The 18,606-nt window shown below is 44.9% G+C and carries 21 protein-coding genes; 1 reads left to right on the top strand and 20 read right to left on the bottom strand.

The window, feature by feature from the left end:
• Window positions 1–13 precede the first annotated feature (13 nt).
• The gene (locus AB3351_RS13170) at window positions 14–1,522 is read right to left on the bottom strand and encodes a recombinase family protein (RefSeq protein ID WP_371147595.1); all 1,509 of its coding nucleotides are present in this window, start codon (window positions 1,520–1,522) and stop codon (window positions 14–16) included.
• 748 nt (window positions 1,523–2,270) lie between these two features.
• On the opposite strand from AB3351_RS13170, the gene AB3351_RS13165 reads away from it, so the two are divergent.
• Complete coding sequence (locus AB3351_RS13165) at window positions 2,271–3,332, top strand: ParA family protein (protein WP_371147594.1); 1,062 nt, start codon at window positions 2,271–2,273, stop codon at window positions 3,330–3,332.
• Window positions 3,333–3,688: 356 nt separating this feature from the next.
• Here AB3351_RS13165 and AB3351_RS13160 read toward each other — a convergent pair whose 3' ends face one another.
• From AB3351_RS13160 to AB3351_RS13070, 19 genes are all read right to left on the bottom strand, one after another.
• Window positions 3,689–3,868, bottom strand: a complete 180-nt coding sequence (locus AB3351_RS13160; RefSeq protein ID WP_371147593.1) for a hypothetical protein — start codon at window positions 3,866–3,868, stop codon at window positions 3,689–3,691.
• A 5-nt stretch (window positions 3,869–3,873) separates the two neighbouring features.
• A complete protein-coding gene (locus AB3351_RS13155; RefSeq protein WP_371147592.1) occupies window positions 3,874–4,791 on the bottom strand; it encodes a GH25 family lysozyme in 918 nt (305 codons plus the stop codon).
• Between the two features lie 83 nt (window positions 4,792–4,874).
• Complete coding sequence (locus tag AB3351_RS13150; protein WP_371147591.1) at window positions 4,875–5,411, bottom strand: hypothetical protein; 537 nt, start codon at window positions 5,409–5,411, stop codon at window positions 4,875–4,877.
• Window positions 5,412–5,499: 88 nt separating this feature from the next.
• Window positions 5,500–7,350 carry a phage tail spike protein gene (locus tag AB3351_RS13145; protein ID WP_371147590.1) on the bottom strand — a complete coding sequence of 617 codons (1,851 nt, stop codon included), beginning with the start codon at window positions 7,348–7,350 and terminating at the stop codon, window positions 5,500–5,502.
• Between the two features lie 11 nt (window positions 7,351–7,361).
• Window positions 7,362–7,877 carry a phage distal tail protein gene (locus AB3351_RS13140; protein ID WP_371147589.1) on the bottom strand — a complete coding sequence of 172 codons (516 nt, stop codon included), beginning with the start codon at window positions 7,875–7,877 and terminating at the stop codon, window positions 7,362–7,364.
• 73 nt (window positions 7,878–7,950) lie between these two features.
• Window positions 7,951–8,109 (bottom strand): hypothetical protein, encoded by a 159-nt coding sequence (locus AB3351_RS13135; RefSeq protein ID WP_371147588.1) that lies wholly within the window; start codon window positions 8,107–8,109, stop codon window positions 7,951–7,953.
• Window positions 8,102–8,248 (bottom strand): hypothetical protein, encoded by a 147-nt coding sequence (locus AB3351_RS13130; RefSeq protein WP_371147587.1) that lies wholly within the window; start codon window positions 8,246–8,248, stop codon window positions 8,102–8,104. Before AB3351_RS13130 ends, AB3351_RS13135 begins: the two co-directional genes overlap by 8 nt.
• A 1-nt stretch (window position 8,249) precedes the next feature.
• Window positions 8,250–8,561, bottom strand: a complete 312-nt coding sequence (locus AB3351_RS13125) for a hypothetical protein (RefSeq protein WP_371147586.1) — start codon at window positions 8,559–8,561, stop codon at window positions 8,250–8,252.
• Entirely contained in the window at window positions 8,558–9,493 is a 936-nt protein-coding gene (locus tag AB3351_RS13120) for a hypothetical protein (protein WP_371147585.1), read from the bottom strand. Before AB3351_RS13120 ends, AB3351_RS13125 begins: the two co-directional genes overlap by 4 nt.
• Before the next feature lie 13 nt (window positions 9,494–9,506).
• Window positions 9,507–9,902: a phage tail fiber protein gene (locus AB3351_RS13115; protein ID WP_371147584.1), complete on the bottom strand. Its 396-nt coding sequence runs from the start codon at window positions 9,900–9,902 to the stop codon at window positions 9,507–9,509.
• A gap of 5 nt (window positions 9,903–9,907) precedes the next feature.
• Window positions 9,908–10,456 carry a distal tail protein Dit gene (locus AB3351_RS13110; RefSeq protein ID WP_371147583.1) on the bottom strand — a complete coding sequence of 183 codons (549 nt, stop codon included), beginning with the start codon at window positions 10,454–10,456 and terminating at the stop codon, window positions 9,908–9,910.
• A gap of 38 nt (window positions 10,457–10,494) precedes the next feature.
• Window positions 10,495–10,884: a hypothetical protein gene (locus AB3351_RS13105; protein WP_371147582.1), complete on the bottom strand. Its 390-nt coding sequence runs from the start codon at window positions 10,882–10,884 to the stop codon at window positions 10,495–10,497.
• A gap of 1 nt (window position 10,885) precedes the next feature.
• Complete coding sequence (locus AB3351_RS13100) at window positions 10,886–16,060, bottom strand: phage tail tape measure protein (protein WP_371147581.1); 5,175 nt, start codon at window positions 16,058–16,060, stop codon at window positions 10,886–10,888.
• 176 nt (window positions 16,061–16,236) lie between these two features.
• Window positions 16,237–16,554, bottom strand: a complete 318-nt coding sequence (gene gpG, locus AB3351_RS13095) for a phage tail assembly chaperone G (protein WP_371147580.1) — start codon at window positions 16,552–16,554, stop codon at window positions 16,237–16,239.
• Window positions 16,555–16,627: 73 nt separating this feature from the next.
• Window positions 16,628–17,200: a major tail protein gene (locus tag AB3351_RS13090; RefSeq protein WP_371147579.1), complete on the bottom strand. Its 573-nt coding sequence runs from the start codon at window positions 17,198–17,200 to the stop codon at window positions 16,628–16,630.
• A 3-nt stretch (window positions 17,201–17,203) separates the two neighbouring features.
• Complete coding sequence (locus AB3351_RS13085) at window positions 17,204–17,572, bottom strand: DUF3168 domain-containing protein (protein ID WP_371147578.1); 369 nt, start codon at window positions 17,570–17,572, stop codon at window positions 17,204–17,206.
• Entirely contained in the window at window positions 17,569–18,000 is a 432-nt protein-coding gene (locus AB3351_RS13080; RefSeq protein ID WP_371147577.1) for an HK97-gp10 family putative phage morphogenesis protein, read from the bottom strand. The genes AB3351_RS13085 and AB3351_RS13080 overlap by 4 nt, the downstream gene beginning before the upstream one ends.
• Window positions 17,990–18,319 carry a phage head closure protein gene (locus tag AB3351_RS13075; RefSeq protein ID WP_371147576.1) on the bottom strand — a complete coding sequence of 110 codons (330 nt, stop codon included), beginning with the start codon at window positions 18,317–18,319 and terminating at the stop codon, window positions 17,990–17,992. The genes AB3351_RS13080 and AB3351_RS13075 overlap by 11 nt, the downstream gene beginning before the upstream one ends.
• The gene (locus tag AB3351_RS13070; RefSeq protein WP_371147575.1) at window positions 18,316–18,600 is read right to left on the bottom strand and encodes a hypothetical protein; all 285 of its coding nucleotides are present in this window, start codon (window positions 18,598–18,600) and stop codon (window positions 18,316–18,318) included. The genes AB3351_RS13075 and AB3351_RS13070 overlap by 4 nt, the downstream gene beginning before the upstream one ends.
• Between the last annotated feature and the right edge of the window lie 6 nt (window positions 18,601–18,606).

Below are 18,606 nucleotides of genomic sequence, written 5' to 3'. Positions count from 1 at the left end.
TCAGTAGTATTGCTTAGTATGTGAATATCTCAATATGGTCCTCATAAAGAATGATCTCGCGCACCAGTTGGCGAATCAGTTGCTGTTTATCCTCAAACGTCAGTTCATCATGCCGCCTGGTCAAATAGTATTCAGCTGCTTCGCTCAACAGGTTTTGATTAAATCGAGCTTCCTTTACTTCCTTAAATCGCAGCTTCAACTCTTCCAATTGTTTTGTAGCCACTTCTTCCTTTTCCTTTAAGGACCGCATTTCTTCCCTGATCTCTTCTTCTCCTATATCCATACCAGCAGCAAATAAAGAGAGAAGACGTTTCCGACCAGCCTTAGCTTTTTCAATCTCTTTTTCCAGGCGAGCAATCTCTACTTGTTCAAATGGAATGTCTTCACGCTCTCCACTCTCTGCGTCTGCTGCCGCAGCCACTTCATCAGGATTCTCTAACCAGGTACGGATTGTCTCCCATACTTCATGATCCAGCTCTTCAACCTTCACTTTTCTACCGCATCCTCTGACCTTGGCACCAGCCGTATTCTTTATGTCGCTATACTCGTAGACATACTTTCCCCAGTTCTTTGCGCGCCGGCCGGTCAATGTGTTTCCGCAATCAGCACAGCGAAGCAACCCACTAAGCAAATACTTGTTTAGGCTTTTTTTAGCCCAGCGACGCCGTGAATCCTGCAGCAGCTTCTGCGCGTATTCGAACTGCTCATTATTAATAATGGGTGGACAAGGGACATGGATCCATTCTTCTCTTGGACGTTCTTTCATTCGTACACGCTCATCCGGATCTTTATGCTTATTTCCAAGCATTCCTTCTGTATTCCAACGATTCTGATAAAACTCCCCAATGTACGCCTCATTCATTAAAATCTGACGCACTACTTGTCGATGCCATACACCCTTTCCCTTTTTTGTCGGAATGCCTTCTTTTGTGAGATAAAGGGCGATTCCGTTCATTCCCTGTACCTTCCCAGGCTTCGTAAACAAATCAAAAATGAGCCGAACAACTGCAGCTTCTTCTTCGTTAATAACCATCTGCTCCGTTTCTTTATCATAGCTGTAGCCATATACTTGGAAGTCACGTAGCACTTTCCCCTGGCGTGCCTTCTCTTTACGCCCTCGACTCATTCGCTCATTAATCTTGGCTTTTTCAAATTCTGCAATCGCACCGCGCATGCTGTAAAAAAGCTGACCTTCAGGTGTGCGTGCATATTCCCCGTTAACAAAAACCAGTTCCACGCTGCGCCGGTCGAATTCTTCTGTGATAAGCAGCTGGTTCATAAGCTTACGTGACAACCGATCCGGATCAAAGCAAACGATCTTAGTAATAAGACCATCACGAACATCCTGACGTAAGCGTGATAAAGCCGGCCGATCTAAAAACTCACCAGAGATTCCTTCATCTATATATTCTTTACATTCACTACTCCCGGCCTTCTTCCGACACTCCCTGACCTGGCTCTCCAGACTGAATCCACTCTTGGCCTGTTCTTCTGTGCTCACCCTTGCATAGATACCGATCACGCAGCTTTTCCCTCCTATACTTGTCTTTGAGATAAATATAGCAGGCGAGCATATGTTTGTCAGTAGAACTGCCTTTAATGATTTTAATATGCATCTGCGCATCCCCTCCGTTAGTGAAAGGTATGCAGATGCTGCTTGTTTACATGTACATATAAAAAGAACCAGCGCTCAGCCGGTTCCTTGTTAAATCGCTCTCTTTACTTTTACCGGTCTTTTTCTTAATATACGTTCCGGTACATTCCAATCATCTTGCCTAAAATCGTAACATCTGGCAGCAGGGTCAGTCTCACGGTAAGATTCTCTAGCAGCAGACGATCACATAATTACCATCTAAGATGCCTGCTTCAATCATGTAGCATATACACCGTGTTGCTTCTCACAGTACTTTCCAGGAGCACAAAATACTTTTCAATATACTCATAACAGGCGCACTGTCCGTTCTTACATTCTAAAGGATAGAACTACTAACTCTACTTTCAACAAAACTTCTACGGGTCGAGTTTAATTCATAATGACAGTTCTGATTTTGCGAGACAATCAGAACTTAATTTAAAATATTAAATCTTTGTTTATCTATAGTAAGTATACAAAAAGCAAAATAATACTAGTCATACTATATGATTAAACAAACAATTACTTCAAATGATAAAAAATTGAAATAATGTCGAAATTTGATGTTTTTTTTTTGCTTTGAAGAATCTTATTATCTATTAAAATAAGTATATCTTACAAAAAGCAGGTGGAATATATGACAAAAATCATATCCCTTTTTAATCACAAAGGAGGAGTTAGTAAAACTACAACAACTTTCAATTTAGCTTGGATGTTAGCTGAGTTAGGGAAAAAAGTTTTAATGGTGGATGCAGATTCTCAATGTAATTTGACAGGCCTATGTCTTAGTCTATCCGGTCATGAAGATTTTGAAGATTTTTATACAAATAGTGATATAGATAACATCAAATCAGCTTTGGATCCAGTCTTTGAGTCCAAGCCTGTCCCATTATCTCCTGTACGATGCTACCATATACCTAATAGAGAGAATTTATTTTTATTACCCGGTCATATCAACTTCTCCAACTTCGATGTTTCTATAGGAATTGCCCAAGAGTTAACAGGTAGTCTAAGATTTACACAAAATATACCTGGAGCTATTTCTCATTTATTAAGAATAACTGCACAAGAATACCGCTTTGATTATATTTTAATTGATATGAGTCCAAGCGTTAATGCAACAAACGCTAATCTCCTTATGCAAAGTAACTATTTTATCATTCCATGTTCTCCTGACTATTTTTGTAATATGGCAATCAACTCACTAACTCAAGTTTTACCGGAATGGTATCACACATATTCTTCCATAAGGAAAAATCCAATTTTTACCAAAGCGGATTATATTTTTCCTGAAACAACTCCAAAATTCATCGGGACTATTCTCCAAAGATACAGACCTAAGAATGGAGGTCCAGCCAAGTCCTTCCAAAGATGGATAGACAGAATTGTAGAAAATGTAGATCACAATCTAGTTCCAGTCTTAAAAGAATTAGACATGATTGTCAATAGAGAAGAGTTCTTAAATGCTCCTATAAAAGAAGAACCCTATAACTTGGTTAATATTTCTGACTTTAACAGTTTAATTGCTCAATCTCAAAAATATAACGTACCAATATTTGCTTTAACAGATGAGCAATTGGAACAAGGCGGTAATATTTTAACCAATATGCAAATTGCAAGAGCTGACTTTCATAAAACATTTTACGAACTTGCCAATAACGTTATACAATTGACTACTAATAAACCAACAATAGTTTAATTTCGTTAATAAAAAAGCACTATTGAACCTATTACCTTCTATAATTTAAAGTTATAGATTTAATATATTAAAGTGAGGGTAGGTAAATGTTAAATAAAGACTCTATTAAGTATGCAATTAGAATGATATACCCTGGGGAAGAAAACTATTCATATTTCGAAAAATGGAGTCATCACTCAGTAACGGTTACATTAAATATTAACCAAGCATATTTTTTTCATACCAAACAAAATGCAGAAGAGGCGTTACAGGAAATGATGTTTTATATTATTTTTCCATCAAGACCCGAAATCGTATCAGTTCAATGTGATATGTTTTAATGTAACCCCGCTATCCAAAATGGATAGTGGGTCTTTTTATTTCTTCCTCTCTTTATACCCAGATACCACGCCAACTCCGATACACAGATAGCTAACCGTATCCAACAGCATATCCCATGTCTCCTGCGGGATAACAACGCCTGCCTGATTCAATGCCTGATAGGCCAAACCACCAAGGCCAACCCACAGAAACGGGTCTCTCAATCGCTCCTTCATATCTTCTACCTCGCTCCCTTTGTCAGTTTTACCGTTCGTGTTTTACCATTCCAATCAACCAGGTAGCCGAGCACCATGCCTATCTCTCGCGCCTGTGCATACCCTGCTCCATCAATCACAATAGTTGTCTCAAGCGTCCCTTTGCCCAGCGTGGCCTTTCCGTTACAGAATTCAACACTAACCCCTGTCGCGTTGCCTACAGCCCGTACAGGCAAGTAGGAGAGGTCATTTCGAATGATGCCGAGTGCGTCCAGTTTTGCACCGTTCACAATGATTCGGCAGGTCGGCTCCTTACTGTCTGTCACCGCCCCGACTGCTGTAGGAGACTTAAAAACATTTTTACTTGATATTAACGCAGCGAAGTCACAATAGGACCAATTCATATCTACATTCCCAGAAATCCCGTTTACTTTCCCTTTATCCGTATACTGCCAAATATCTGCGCCGCGCCCCAGGAACGAATTATAACGGGCAATCCATTTAGCATAGGGGTTCAGACGCTTTTCATCTAATTGTGTTTCAAGAAAAGACTTTCCGGCGTAAATCATTGCAAAATATCCAGCTTTTTCGATAGCATCTAGGAAGGCAACAGCAGCATCTGTCAAAACGACTTTACTTGCTTTCTTCTTGTTCTCTTCCAGATCCAGTACAAGTGGGTATGTGATTTTCACACCGGAAACAGTACGCAAGAAATGTTGTACTTCTGCCTTTGCTTCCGCAACACTATCGAATTTCGCATAGTGATAGGCCCCTACATGAATCCCCGCAGCATTCGCTCGTGCGGCATTTGTTTTGAATGTTTTATCTACATAGCTCGTGCCTTCGCTTGCTTTTAAGAAAACAAACTTTACGCCATCAGCGGCAACTTTCTTCCAGTCAACTACTCCGTTCCAATGCGATACGTCGATCCCTTTAATTTGCATTTTCCTTCCCCCTCATTAATATTTTTTCTACCAGCATGTCCAGCAGCTGCTCGATTGTAATTATCCGCATTCTATTCTCCTCCTTATTGTGTTTTTGACCACCATGCCCAAAAAGCCAGTACAGCGCCGCTTACAGCCGTGCCAATCGCTCCGATCCACCCGAGCATTCTGCCTTTTGTTTGTTCCTCGCCAGCCTTGTCCGCATCAATGAAGCCGCGCATCCATTCACCATGCGCTGCCAGCTGCTTGTTCACGTCCTGTAGCAAGCTGAAGTTTTGAGCATGCGAGGTAACCAGCTTTTCATCCAGCGCCTTTACACGGGTCTGCATCTCAATCATCTGCTCGCTTGACTTAGCGAACTGGCCGGATACTTGCTCCGAATTCTTGGTGAATTGTCGCGCTACCTCAACGGCTCCGGCCTCCTGCTTCTGTTCAAGCGAACTCATACGCTGCTCTAGGCGCTGCATGCCCGCATAAATTTGCTTCTCAGTCCGAACGATATCTTCAGTAAAACGTTTCTCAAGACGGCCAACTTCTTCGTTGAGCTGCTTCTCCAAACGCTCGACGTTACGGCTGAGTGCTTCGATCTTGGCTTCCAAGACTTCCTGATTTGTATTCACCTACATCCTCCTCACCGCCCTTTCTGGGCAAAAGTAGAGGGAGCCGACCAGCAGCTCCCAAAATAAAAACGCCTTAAGGCGTTTGAGATTAAGAGACACCACCAGCAGCACGGATTTTCCCCGTTGCATACACGTCTCCGTTTATATAAAATTCCCCTGCTACATCTAAGGAAACACCGCCTGCACTGGAAAGCTTTAATGTATTACCGCCAGCTGAAATTACAATACCATTTGATTCAGAAGGCGCTATAAAGCCAGCGTATATAAGATTGTTTATTTGAAATCTACTTATGCTTGCTAAACGGGTGCCGTTATTGTCATAGATGTTGATACGTGGCTCTGCTGCACCGGCGTCGATACTAATAATCTTTTTCCCGTCTTTATAACACACAAGTGAAGTAGGTGGTTCCAGTGCCACATAGGTTGTTGCTCCTTCCTCACTTGTTTGAAAGCGAGAAGCGTATACTTCACCGCCAGAAAACTTAGCCCCATAGCTTCCCTTTTTGAATTCTCCAAGCCGCACGCGCTCTTTTCCCTGTGGATCGATCACGTGCAGACCCGTTCCGTCCATATACACAGCGTTACTTGCTAGAATTTTTACAAGCGCAGCATCTAAAACGCCCGTTACAATTTCATCTGCTGTAAACCCGGCACCGGTTCCAAACGCGCGCCAGTCCCATTGCCCACCTATTTTCCGGTCGGCAATTGCTAAAAGTCCGGGACCGAGATAAAGAGCACCGTAGTCGGGAGAGTTGACATCCGTATTTTCGAATACAATGCCTTTATCCTCCATAACCTCAGCTTTCGCCATCGCTGTACTGCCGGTGATTCTCGTCTTTAATGTATTAATGATTCCTTCTAAGCGCGAGGCGCTTACCCGGCCATTTGGCATCACTTTTTGCACGGTATCCTTCGCATCCTGTAGCTCAGAAAGGAAGTCTGTCAGCCCTGATCGAAAGTTAGCCAGAACGACTTTTCCCCGCCACGGTTCATACGGGTATCGTTCATACTCTACAATCCGTGCAGATACATCGATGCCGAGCTCTTCGTCTATCACTCGGACCGTATCACCAAGCTCTTTCTGTTCATCCTCCAGTTCCATTACGTCCACTTCATACGTCAGTTGAGGCGTATCTACAGTAGCTAGGTGCTTCAATCCTGCTTCGTATAATTCATCCGGATCTTCAATATCGTTGAATGTGACAGGTCCCTTTTTTGGATGTCGATACATACCGATATGGGGACTGTCGATATATGAAAGGCCGCCAGTGTTTTTGAGAGCTCCTTCGATCCCCAGCCCGTCTTTTCCGTAGACATATAAACGAGTAATCACGCTTCGACTGTCTACTGTTCGTTTGATGGATTTGAGGTTCTTTCGGTAGCGAATCTGTGCGCCCCGATCCACTCCACGTTCAGGGAGTAGTGTTACCTTGAATCGCCCGTCTGCTCCCGGCAGGCCGGCACACATCACTTCTGCATTCCATTCCTTCAGCATCAGATTGATAGCTGTAATCGGTGTGCCATCCTCAACCTCTAAATCTCGATTTCCTGTCAGTCGGGTTGCATCTGGATGGAAGCGAGTTCCGTTCAGAAACCGCTCTAGAGCAAAGGGGGGTGTTACGTTGATTAGCTCTTCGTACTGGATATATTCATCCAGCAGTTCAGTAAAGATATGCTCACATTGGATATTGGAAAGCAGCCTGCCGTTATTATCCCGCTGTTCTTCGGTAGTCCGGATAATGAATAAATGTCCGTCTGCCTTGATGAAGTTCTCAGCTTCGATATACTGCCACTTCGGATCGTTTCGTGGAAGTACAAATTCAAGTGTATGCTCACCGTTTAGTTTCTCGTAGACTCGGACATCTTTTGCGTGTTCGAGCACAGCCAAGCCATACCCCTCGTATTGGTCTTCGAATTTGCTGTATACAACTGGATACAACCCCTCACCCCCTAATAAAAGCGTCCGCGATGACGCAAAATCATGTCAATATTTCGTGCGCTTTCCTTGTCAGCATAAGTTACTGTGTTTGCGCCTGGTTGAAGATCAAAAAACGATCCCGTTATTTGATTCAGTGCATTCTGCCCGTTGATTGTTGCTGTGATTTTCTCTGTATCAATCACCAACTGTTCACCTGGTTGTAAGGTGCCAGTAAATTGCAGGCGCTGCGTCACAAACTTCCGCCCGGTTCCTCCTAATCCACTGCTTCCAGATAATAAAGCAGTCCCAGGCGTACTGATGATAAACTCTGCACCACTCTCCCCAGATAAAAGGGCCGTGCTGAATGTTTCGATCCCTGCCGAAAAAGCATGTCCCACCGTTCCGGAAAGTGTGGTTTGCCCCGATGATTCTATAGCTCCTATCGAAGATGCACTCCCTGATCCTGATAGGGTCGCCGTTGAAAAAACCTCGCTGCTTTCTACTTGTCTATTAAAAGGCATTGTATTAAACATGCCGCGATTAAACATATCCCTCACCCCTTTTGGGGAGGGGTCTTAGTAGACCCCAAAATAAAAATGCCTTTCTCTTTGGAAAGACATCTCACACTACTTGTTCGGTTGTTGGATAACCCATGCTTTCAAGTTTTTTTCCTACCTCTTCTTTCAAGTTGGACAGGTTTGGGACTTGATCATAACGGTATGTTCCTGATACTACCGCAGAAAACCAGATTTTAACTAGCATACTGTCTTCGTTAAACATGTGTCTCACCTCCTTCCAAAGCTTCAGCAACAACGCTGCGAAGGTTAGAAAGATTAGGTACTTCTTCAATCGTTTTTCCCCCACTCTGAATGCCCCGTACCCACGCTTGAACAACAGGGCTTTCTTTTGTAAATATCATGTTACACCCCCTGTTGCATCGCGATTAACATCGTGAGTTCTCTAATGGCCTGATCGTAGTCATTTCGTATTTGTTCTATGTTTTGCTCTGTTGTTTTTGGCATCAAGTGACGTATGTCGCTTATGACGGAAAGATCAATAATATCTCCTGTTTGCAGATCACTTGATTCTACGATGACAAAATCAGCTTCCTTCGGATTAATACCATATATTGCTGATTCTTCACCAACAAGAGAAGTATCGCTGAAGGCTTGAATATCATCGATACGCTCGATCACTTCTTTTGATTGAATGTTATACATGATACCGATCATCTGATTTGCCCTCCTCCATATACTTGTTCGGCAGCCGTTGCTGAAGGTTGTGTGCCAGATTTTCCGATGGTAGCTCCTTGAGCAGCGTATAAACCTACCGAATTACCGCTTCCGGTGTTCGTATCAGATGATACGGTGGAAATTGTAGCTGTAATAGCATTGCTTCGATTGGAAATACTGCAATTTTGTATGATTCCGTTTGAGGCGAACAGAGAAATGCCGTTCTGAGAAGCCGCCACATCAATTTTACATTTAGCGAAAACTGCATGAACACACCGATTGGCCGTAAACCCAATTCCATCTGCTTTTGTGGCGTATAACCCAGTTGTGATGACAGGAACACCGCAATTATTTTTCGTGATAGATTTTATAGACCGGCTGTTGTCTGCGGTCGAACTGCCATTGATGAGAATTAACCCTTTTCCATAAAAGCCTTGAAGGGTCACGTCTTCGTTGTATGTTCCGGCTGCGATTGCGATAGTAAACGTATGATTCGCGATTTGAGGAATCTTTGAAACAGCCATAGCAATTGTTTTGAATGGTGTAGCTGCTGTTTTTCCATCATTGCTGTCATTTCCGATTGTAGAGTCCACATAAAACGTGCTGTCTTGTGTTGACATAATGGGTCGTGCGTTCATGTGCTCAATAAACGCATCATGGTCATATGCTGTGAAGAACCGTCCGATCTGTATCCCACTTGACCACGCTTGCGAAGTTCCTTGAAGCCCCCGTGTGACTCCGGATAATGCATTCCCGCTTTTACTTGTGTAGAGAATGGTTTCTGCGCTTTCTCCATTTCCTATTGTCGCCAGGTTTGGCGCTGCGGGAAGTTTGCTCCCGTCTACCACATCAATGGTAGTTTGTATCGCTGTAATAGCTGCTGCAAGAGAAGTTAGAGGCGAATTTGACATTGCCGGATATAATGTTTGCATAGCTGTTCACCTCTTAATCAATATCAAGCTTTAGATCGCCCGCAAAGAATTTAAACCGGTCATTTGTGCTGATTGTTTTTTCATTTGCTAACGGTCCGTAATACAACATGTTCCCACCTGTTGCTGCATCACGAAGGCCAACATGCGTGACGGTTCCCCAGTTGGCTGTTGCAAGTGGGAAAGTCACATCCGCTGTATTTTGAATGGTCGCTTTGCCTCCTACCTGCGTAGGAGCAGAGAAGGTCGCTGTCTGTCTTGCATACGCGCCGCCCGTTACCTCAGTACCTACATCTGCATCCGTAGGGTCATTTGTGTAGAGTGCAACATAAACAGCATCTGGTGCTGTGGATGCCGACCCTCTAAAGATGTGATTTAAAATTTTATTCTCCAAGTAATCTGACATAGGCATCTTGATCATTCCTCCACTTCATTTTCTACGGTCAATGTAAACCCAGATAAGGCGCTACCTCCGTTGTTTTTCACAGCAATAACTGGTTGTGTCGATCCTGTCCCTTCAACCTGTATAACAAATTGGGAACTAGCGGTTATAAACTGCCTGTCTACTTGTTCCTGTAGGGCATACGCGAACGGATCGCAACGGAACTGCAGCGTAAACCGACCGTGCCGGATAAGTGTCTCCATATCGATTTGATTGGCCAGTCGAGCCAAATAAAAAACGCCTGGTTCATCATCGAACATCAGGCGCTGCTTTTCTTTTGAGTACAACCAGAAGGCTAGTTGCCGGGCACGGGAACGCAGATCCATTCGGCTATCAGCTGAGAGCCAGCACGCTACCTCAATCACCGTATCTTCCAGTGTGCCATCGGTAAAAGAGTAGCTTCCATGTCGGCCGGCAATTTCCTCATGCTGCTGTCGCATATTGGCGAGCAGGGGGCGTTTGATTGATTCGATACGAACGCCCTGGGAGAGGGCTGAAGTGCCTTTGTATGTGAGGTCGCTCATCTGTCCCTCCTTTCAAAACAAAAGAAAAAGCAGTTTAGCTAAAGCTTTAACTGCTTAATCCAGGATACTAAGTCAATGATCCATCTTCCCTTTTCCAATTTAACCGGCACCAAAAAACCTGGCTTACTTACAGCTCCGACTTCAGGATACTCTTCTTTTTCTGGCACTTTTATTACTATTGGAACACGGGCGTTATGTTTATCAATATACTGCGTTTTCATAACAGCTGACCGCTCCATGTAATCTGAAGGAAGCGTTTTTATCAATGCATCTTCAATGTCTTTTCCGTAAACCAACCAATATTCTTTGCTTTCTCCGCTTAAAAGGTAGATTGACCGTTTATCTTTGTTATAAACGTAATTAATCCAATGAGTTGCAGCTTCTCCGGGTGCATCAACTTCCCAACTTCCTCCGTTCTTTCTTTTCATTCTACCCTCCCTTTTTCCCTTTTGAACGCAAAGCAGTCAATGTTTGATTAGCAATTTTATTTCCTACATCTCTTGCCAAGGATTCCTGATCGATTTTATCCATGTCATGAAAGTTAGCCCCATCAAACATCCCTCTGTTATTTATTTCTATTTTTATATCGTTACTTCCTGCAGCGACACCAGCTCTATTAATAGCTCCCAAAGAACCGAACGAAAGATTCGGATTCACCATCGCATTCATAGCTGAATTAATCGCCCGTGTATCCAAGCCCTCTAGAATTGTATCTGAGAAAGCGTTCCACCAAGTATCCAGCGTAGATAGCGGCCCTTCCTTCGCCGGAGAGTTAAGTTTCAACTTATTTGAGACAGCCTGGGCTACTCTATTTGCCGCTTCCCTTACGCGTGACATGCTGCTCTCCAAGCCATAGGCGAACATATTCCCCAACGTCTGGCCGCTTTGATAGTAGTCACGGTTCTTGTTTTGGAGCGTGTTGATGATCTGCTGTTGGCCGCTCTCAACGACATTCAAATTCTCCCGCGCTTTGATTCTGGCATCCTCAAGCATGCGATTGCGTGTGTTCTCCGCATCAATCTTCTGCTGCTCAAGCTGTGCCTGCTGCCGCCTCGTGCTCTCTTCTAGTGCCCGGAGCTCCGCATCGAATGCCGCCTTCAACTGCGTTTCTCGCTGTTGATAGTAGGACTGGCGCTGTTGCTTCTCCTGATCAAACCATTCCTTTTGACGATCAAATTCAACTTGCCACTGTTCTTTCTTTTGCTCAGCCGATTCTTTTATATCGTCAATCTGTCCCTTTAGTGCTTCTTTTTGCTGTTCCCGGCGTCGTGCCTGCTGGTCGCGCTCGATCTCTGTCTGTAGTTCCTGTATCTGCTTGAGAAGATCGGCCGCTTTCTTCTGTCCTTTCGCTGAAGCAGAGACCTTATACTTGTCATATTGTTTTTGTAAGTCGGCCATCTGCTGGCCTCGGTCAGCATCCTTGTAGGCGTTGTCCTCGTCTTTTCCCTGTCGATCAATGGCGTCGATCTGCGCTTGCAGCCCTTTTATGGCTCGGTTTGTTTCGTCGTCTAGCATCTTTAATCGATCTTGATGTGAACGCTCATAAGCCTTCTGGCGACGATCTAGGCTATCCATTTCCGCTTGTTCTTCTCGTTTGAGAGAATCAAGTGTAACATCACGACGGCTTTCAATCGCTTCCTTTTGTCGCTCGGTTCCTTCCTGAACCGCTTTGCTTGCTCGATCAATCGCATCTACAGCTGCCTTGTACTCGTCTTCGATGGACTTATTCATCATTTCAAGACGTACGCGATAGATTTCCCGGTCCGCTTCCTTGCGCTCAGCAGTACCTGATTTATAACGTGCTTGTACCCGTTGCCACGCTGCTAACTCTTCCTCGATAGAGAGGTTGTTATAGTACTTCTGTTCATCAATCCAGCGCTTGGAGTTATCAAAGCTTGCTCGGTTGAGTTCCTGCTTTACCCGGTAGATTTCCCGCTCTGCTTCGATTCTTTCCTGTGTACCCTGTTGATAGCGAGCGGCCACTCTCTGCCATGCTGCCAACTCCTGTTCAAGAGAGAGCTCATTATAGTACTTGCGTTCGTCGATCCATTTTTTCGATGACTCAAATTTTTTCTTGTTGATCTCATCTAACTGTTTAGCCAGATCGGTCTCTGCTTTTTTAATGGTTAAATTTACCTTTTGAATCTGTTCTGTTGTCTTTGCTTGTTTCGCTCGAATGTCTTCTAGTGATTTGATATAACCAGATAGATCTACTTTACCTATCTTGAAATTGTATTCTGCTGTCTTCATTGATGTATCAAATGATTTCTTTTGCTTGGCTGCTGCGTCTTTAGCTGCTTTTTCTGCTTGCTTTGCTAGTTTTTCTGATGACTTCTTAACCGCACTCTCTTTCTGAGAGATCCCTAATGCCAAACCGTCACCGACATCGTGACCAACTTTTTGCATAACGCGCGAAGGAGAGTGGGTATCCAATGCACCGCGAATAGTGGATTCAATTCGATTGGCAATTTCCTTCGCTCTTTGGTACAACTCTCCGGCCTTGCCCATTATCCCAGCGATTAATCCCTGGATAATATCACGACCTACAGAAACCAAGTTGATCCCTTTAAAAAAGGCAACAACATTTTTCCAAATGTTTTCTATAGTCGTTTTTACTTCCTTCATGGTCGAGGCAACAGCCTCTTTCATTGCTTTAAATTGAGTTGTAACAGCCTGCCATACACTTTTTGCGGCATTGATAACGCTATTTTTTATACCGTTCCAAGCAGCTGTTACAGCGTTTCGCATGCCATTTGCTGCAGAAGTAACAAATGAGGATATCCCTTTCCAAATGGAAGAAAGCGTAGATTTTACCGCGTTCATAATCGTATTGCTAATAGAGTTGATCGCGTTCCATCCCTTTGTTACTGCGCCCTGCACTGCACTGATAGAGCTCGTAAACACACTTTTGATGGATGTCCATCCTGCTGTGATCGCCGCCTTGAAACCTGAAACAAACACCTTGGTCGCACTCAATACCTTACCGAACAGCGTAAGTTGAATGGCGTTCCAGAGAAACTGTACAGCACCGATGGTTGCCTGCTTCACGCCTTCCCAGACTTTAGACCATTCGCCTGTAAACAAGCCAGTAAACACCTTGATAATACCTTGAATAACATTCATCGCACCAGAAATAACACCCTTAATCGATTCCCAGACTGATTGAATAATGACCTTAATTACTGTCCATCCTGCTGATACGATCGGTGCCAATACGGTCATAACACCAGAAATCGTTGCTACAATCCCATTCCAAACCGCCGATACAGCCTGCATGATCTGTGACCCGTTTTGATCCCAGAACGCTTTCATCTCTTGGAGTTTCGCGCTGACAAAAGGTACGATTGCGCCCAGCGCTTGCATAACAGCTTCCTTCACAGAATTGAATGCTGTTGATACTGTCGGGCCATATGAAACCCAAAACTGAGCCAGTCCATTAAAGGCTTCAATCACAATATTTACTACAGCGACAACCACAGCAGAAATCCCTTCAAATGCTGCCTTAATGACAGGCAAGGTAGTTCCTAAACTTGAATTGATAAAGGCACCTATGGCATCCCCTATCTTTTTAAAAGCCCCATCCGTTGTTGTAGCGCCGCCGGTAATGGCGTACATGAGCGAACCGAATGCGCCTTTTAGCTGGTCAAACACAGGAACAATCGGTGCTAACGCACTCATAATCGTAGAGGAGATTTGTTTCCATCCGTTTGTAATCGCATTTCGAAACACTTCACTGTTTTTCCATGCCCCGATGAGAGTTGCTCCAAGGGCGACAATGGCTCCTACCACAAGACCAATCGGACCGGTAACAACTCGCAATGCTGTGGCTAGAATACTGGTCACTCCACCTGCCTCGCCAATAACGCCAGCCATGGTACCAAAAGCAGAAATGAAAGAACCGATTCCCGCTGCAACCAGACCCAATGCCGCTACAAGTCCAATCAATACAGTAGAAATCGCACCGCCAATCGCAAGAAATTGCTTCATAGGCTCTGGAAGATTATTAAACCCATCTATCAACACCTGTAGACTTTCAGCGATGGCGCGAATTGCCGGAGCTAAGGCATCACCAATGGAGATTTGAGCTGTCTCAAACGCGCCGCCCAACTCTTCAAGCGCTCCAGCTAAATTATCCTTCATTTGTCGCGCTGCTTCCGCTGAAGCGCCATTCGAATTTTCTAACGCATTCGCGAACTCGTTTATTTTTTCTGGACCTGCCTCAATTAGAGCAAGCATTCCGGATACGGCTTCCGTTCCAAAGATAGCCGATAGGGCTGCTGCCTTGGTTGCTGTTCCCATTCCCTCCGTTTTGTTGGCAACCTGACCAATAATGTTAGAGAAGGGAAGCATATTCCCCTTTGCATCTTCGATTTTAATGCCTAAATCCAAAAGTTGATTTGCTGCTTCTCGTGGAGGATCGGCCAGACGGAGAAGTGCTGCTCGAAGTGTTGTCCCTGCTTGCTCTCCTTTGATTCCGTTATTACTCATAATACCCGTGGCCGCAGCCAGTTCTTCCAGAGAAATTCCTAACTGCTTCGCCACGGGAGCTGCGTATTTGAATGCGTACTGCATATCTTCAATACCGGCTGCGGACCGATTCGCTGCCATAGCAAGTACATCAGCAACGTGCGTAGATTTAGAAGCCTCTAATCCAAATGCGTTCAGTGCAGATGAAACTGTATCAGCTACCAGTGCCATATCCTCGCCTGATGCTTCAGCAGCCGAAATCACACCGGGCATCGCTGCGATGACTTGCTGAGCATCATACCCTTTGGCTGCCATCATTTCCATGCCCTGCGCAACTTCTGTGGCTGATTTAGATGTACTGGCACCCAGTTCAAGCGCCTTTTCTTTCATCGCTTCAAGGTCAGCGCCCGTAGCCCCTGCAATAGCCCCTACACGCGACATTTGCGCCCCAAAGTCCATAGATTTTTTAACAGCCAGCCCTATCGCACCGCCGATGGCTGTTGCCGCTACTGCGAAAGGTTGTGCTATCTCAGAGCCTACACTTTGCATACGCTGCCCAACACCCTGCATCTTTTCGCCCATTTGATTGAAGATAGAGGCACTTTTCTTCGCCTCTTCGTTTACCTGTTTGAGCTCGTTTTGCATGTTGTTTAAGGCTGCTTCCGCTTGATTGGCCTGAATCTTGTTATTTTCTAGTGCTCGATTTGCATTTTCAACCGCTTGCACACTGCGGCGATACTCCTGCTCAAGCTGCTTCACTTCTTGTTCCAGCCGCTGTGTTTCCGCCGCGTTGTGACCCACAGAAGCCGCGCTCGCTTCATAAGCTGCCTTCGTCTGGTCTAGTCTTGTTTTTATTTCGGCTGTGGCTTGTGCATGTCGCTCAAGCTTTGTCGTCGAATTCTGAACGGCATTTCTATGTGCATCCAGTTTCTGGCGTTGCACATCAATTTTCTGAGATAGCGCCTCGGCATGCAGCCGTAATTGATCTGCCTCGCTTCCGAATCCACTTAATTGGGCGCTCGCAGCTTTAAATTCGCTGTCAATCAGCTTTAAAGACCGGTTCAGCTGCGAGATGCCGCGTGTAAATTCATCGCCATCAAGCCCAAATCGGACAATAATATCTTCAAATTCCGCCATCCTCTCGCCTCCTTACAGAACCTGGTCAATAAAGCCCATCGGCGCCTGTGATTTTTCTTCGCGTTTATAAAACAACAATTCAAAATAAAAAAGGATGTCCATGTCATCGATATCCCCCATGGTCCACCCTTGTTTCATTAAATTAAGATACAGTTCTTTAATAAAATCCGAAGGGTCTAGCCCTTCGCCACCTGGTTTGGGTCCGCGTTTGCCCCACCTGTAACCGTGTTAATTTTTCCGACCACCTGATTAATGCAGCTGATGATGGTAGGGATAAACTTTTCAGCTTCCATCCCGTCATACAGCTGTTCGCGAGTGAACTTCCCGCCAAACATATCAACGACATAATCAACGACCTCGTCCAGGTCTTCTCCCGAGGTAACCCCGCCAGTCATCTTTTTCTGCATCTCAATCGCGCGTCTGAACATGCGCGCAGAAATAAAGCCGGTTCCGAATCTTTTTTCTTCTCCGTTAATAAACAATGCGATTTCCATATGGTATTCCTCCTTAAAATGTAAAGAGAGAGCCTATAAGCCCTCTCCCTTTTGTTTGAAAATATACGCTAAATTAAGCCACCGGCGTCTCGTACACCTTGGTAAACCATGCTTGCGCTGTGGCTGCTGTAAAGCCTGTTGCGTCCTCATCACCAATCGCTTGCCAGTTTCCATCAAACTCCCGTTTTACGAACGTTCCTTCAATCGTAGGTGTCTGGAAGCTTGGGGAATCTTCTCTTGTTTGGTATTCTTCTTCATTTGGCTGGAATTTGCCCTTGAACAGCCAAACAAAACGGTCCTTTCCATTTGATTTTTTAGACCTAAAGCCAATTGCCACATACGGAGCCTGATCATCCGCGTTCTTCAAAAGAACTCCGTCAGAACCAAGCGTATGCCCAAGAAGTTCTGCTTGAGTTTCAAGCGGTAAGTCCTTTACGTTCAGCTCGACAGTAATCTCCCCCAGCGCTGTGGCTACATCAGACGGACCATCATCAGCGTAAAGCGTCTCTGTGTTTGTTGTTGGAGAGACATTCGCTGTAATCGCCCCGATAATTTTTTTAGGAGCACTGTACGTCACGCCGGTTGCATCGTCTTTTGTCAAAAGCGCATAATGTAAATCTTTTAAACCAACTCGTACGCCTGCCATTCTCTATTCCTCCTCAATGATTCGATTTGTTTTATACCGCATGCCTTTATGAAATACTTGCGTATCATCTTCGTATAAGTCCGCAGAAGCTGTACGCTTAAAGTCAATGGCCTTCATCGTTTTATCTACTTCACTCGCAATATCCGATGTAGATTTTTTACTCCACACATCAATTTGAACGCGAATCTCGCTTGAGAACGCCTGATCATCTGCAAACCTGTCATCGATGTTGTTCATCTCAAAAAACGTGATACGGGGAAACTCATTCGGATTAGGAGCTGTCAATTGATAGACGCGCTTTCCTCCTAGCAAAGAAACAAGCGCCTGATTGGACTCAAGCGCTTGAACAATTTTAGGTTTTATATTAATCATAGATTAAGTGCCCTCATAATAATTTCATGAACTTGACGAGCTGCCTCTGTTCGCTTCTCCTCAACAGCAGGTGCGATAAAGGGTTCAGCCGACATTTTGCTAGTCCCCCACTCTTTAAACTTCAAGTAAAAATAATGAGAGCGATCCCCCTTTTGGATACCGACCTCGATTATTTTTGCACCATCCGCTTGCTTGATACCGCTCATTTTAATGTTATCCGCAGCATGCTGTCCGGTCCGCCAGCTTTGCGATGGCGAGTCAGGTCCGCGAGGAGAGGAACTGCGAGGAGCCCGCGCCGCAATCTCACTTCGCAATACTTCAGCTCCGGCTCGCAGCGCCTGATTCTCCACCGTTTTCGCTTTGTTCCCTAACCGCTGCAGTTTATCCCGTAATTGCTGCAAGCCCTGCAAATCCACGTTAGCCCCCATCTCCATATACCTCCTCGGCCATTAGCTGGAGCTCCCGGTGTCGCTCGTTCACATCAATAACAGATTTAATATCGAATAGTCGGCCGCCATACACTACCCGCATCTCTGATGTAACGCCAGGTCTGTAGCGTATACGAAAGCGCACTATGTTCTCCTGGTTGACCGCTGCTGCGGCAAAGTATTCTCTTCCACGCAACGGCTCCGCAGAGGCCCAGACAGTAGCGACATCATTCCATGCTTCCGTTACAATCCCCTCACTGTCTTTCGTTTTCTCAAAACGCTGTAGCGTGATGCGCTTATTCAGCTTACCTGGGTTCATACTTCTTCATCGCTGCTTGTTGCTTCATCAAGTTTTTTCAATGCCTCCACAGCATTGTCCTTTCCTCGGATTTTTTCTCCATTTGGCAGTTCGTAATAGCCGCCACCTGTATGCTTCAGGCGTGTATCCAGCTCAGTCTCTTCGACTTTCTCGCCGAGGAAGTGGCCTTCTTGAAGCTCGGCTGCCCTTTCCTTGCTGTTCGTTACGTACAACGCTCCAACAGCGAAATACTCACGAGTGTTCTTGTCGATAAACTCTTTTTTCACTTCGTACTTTGCCATGCAGAA

The sequence above is a fragment of the Aneurinibacillus sp. REN35 genome, from assembly GCF_041379945.2.
Taxonomy (GTDB): domain Bacteria; phylum Bacillota; class Bacilli; order Aneurinibacillales; family Aneurinibacillaceae; genus Aneurinibacillus.
The sequence above is the reverse complement of the archived record's forward strand: the minus strand, read 5'-3'. Positions and strand labels throughout refer to the sequence as shown.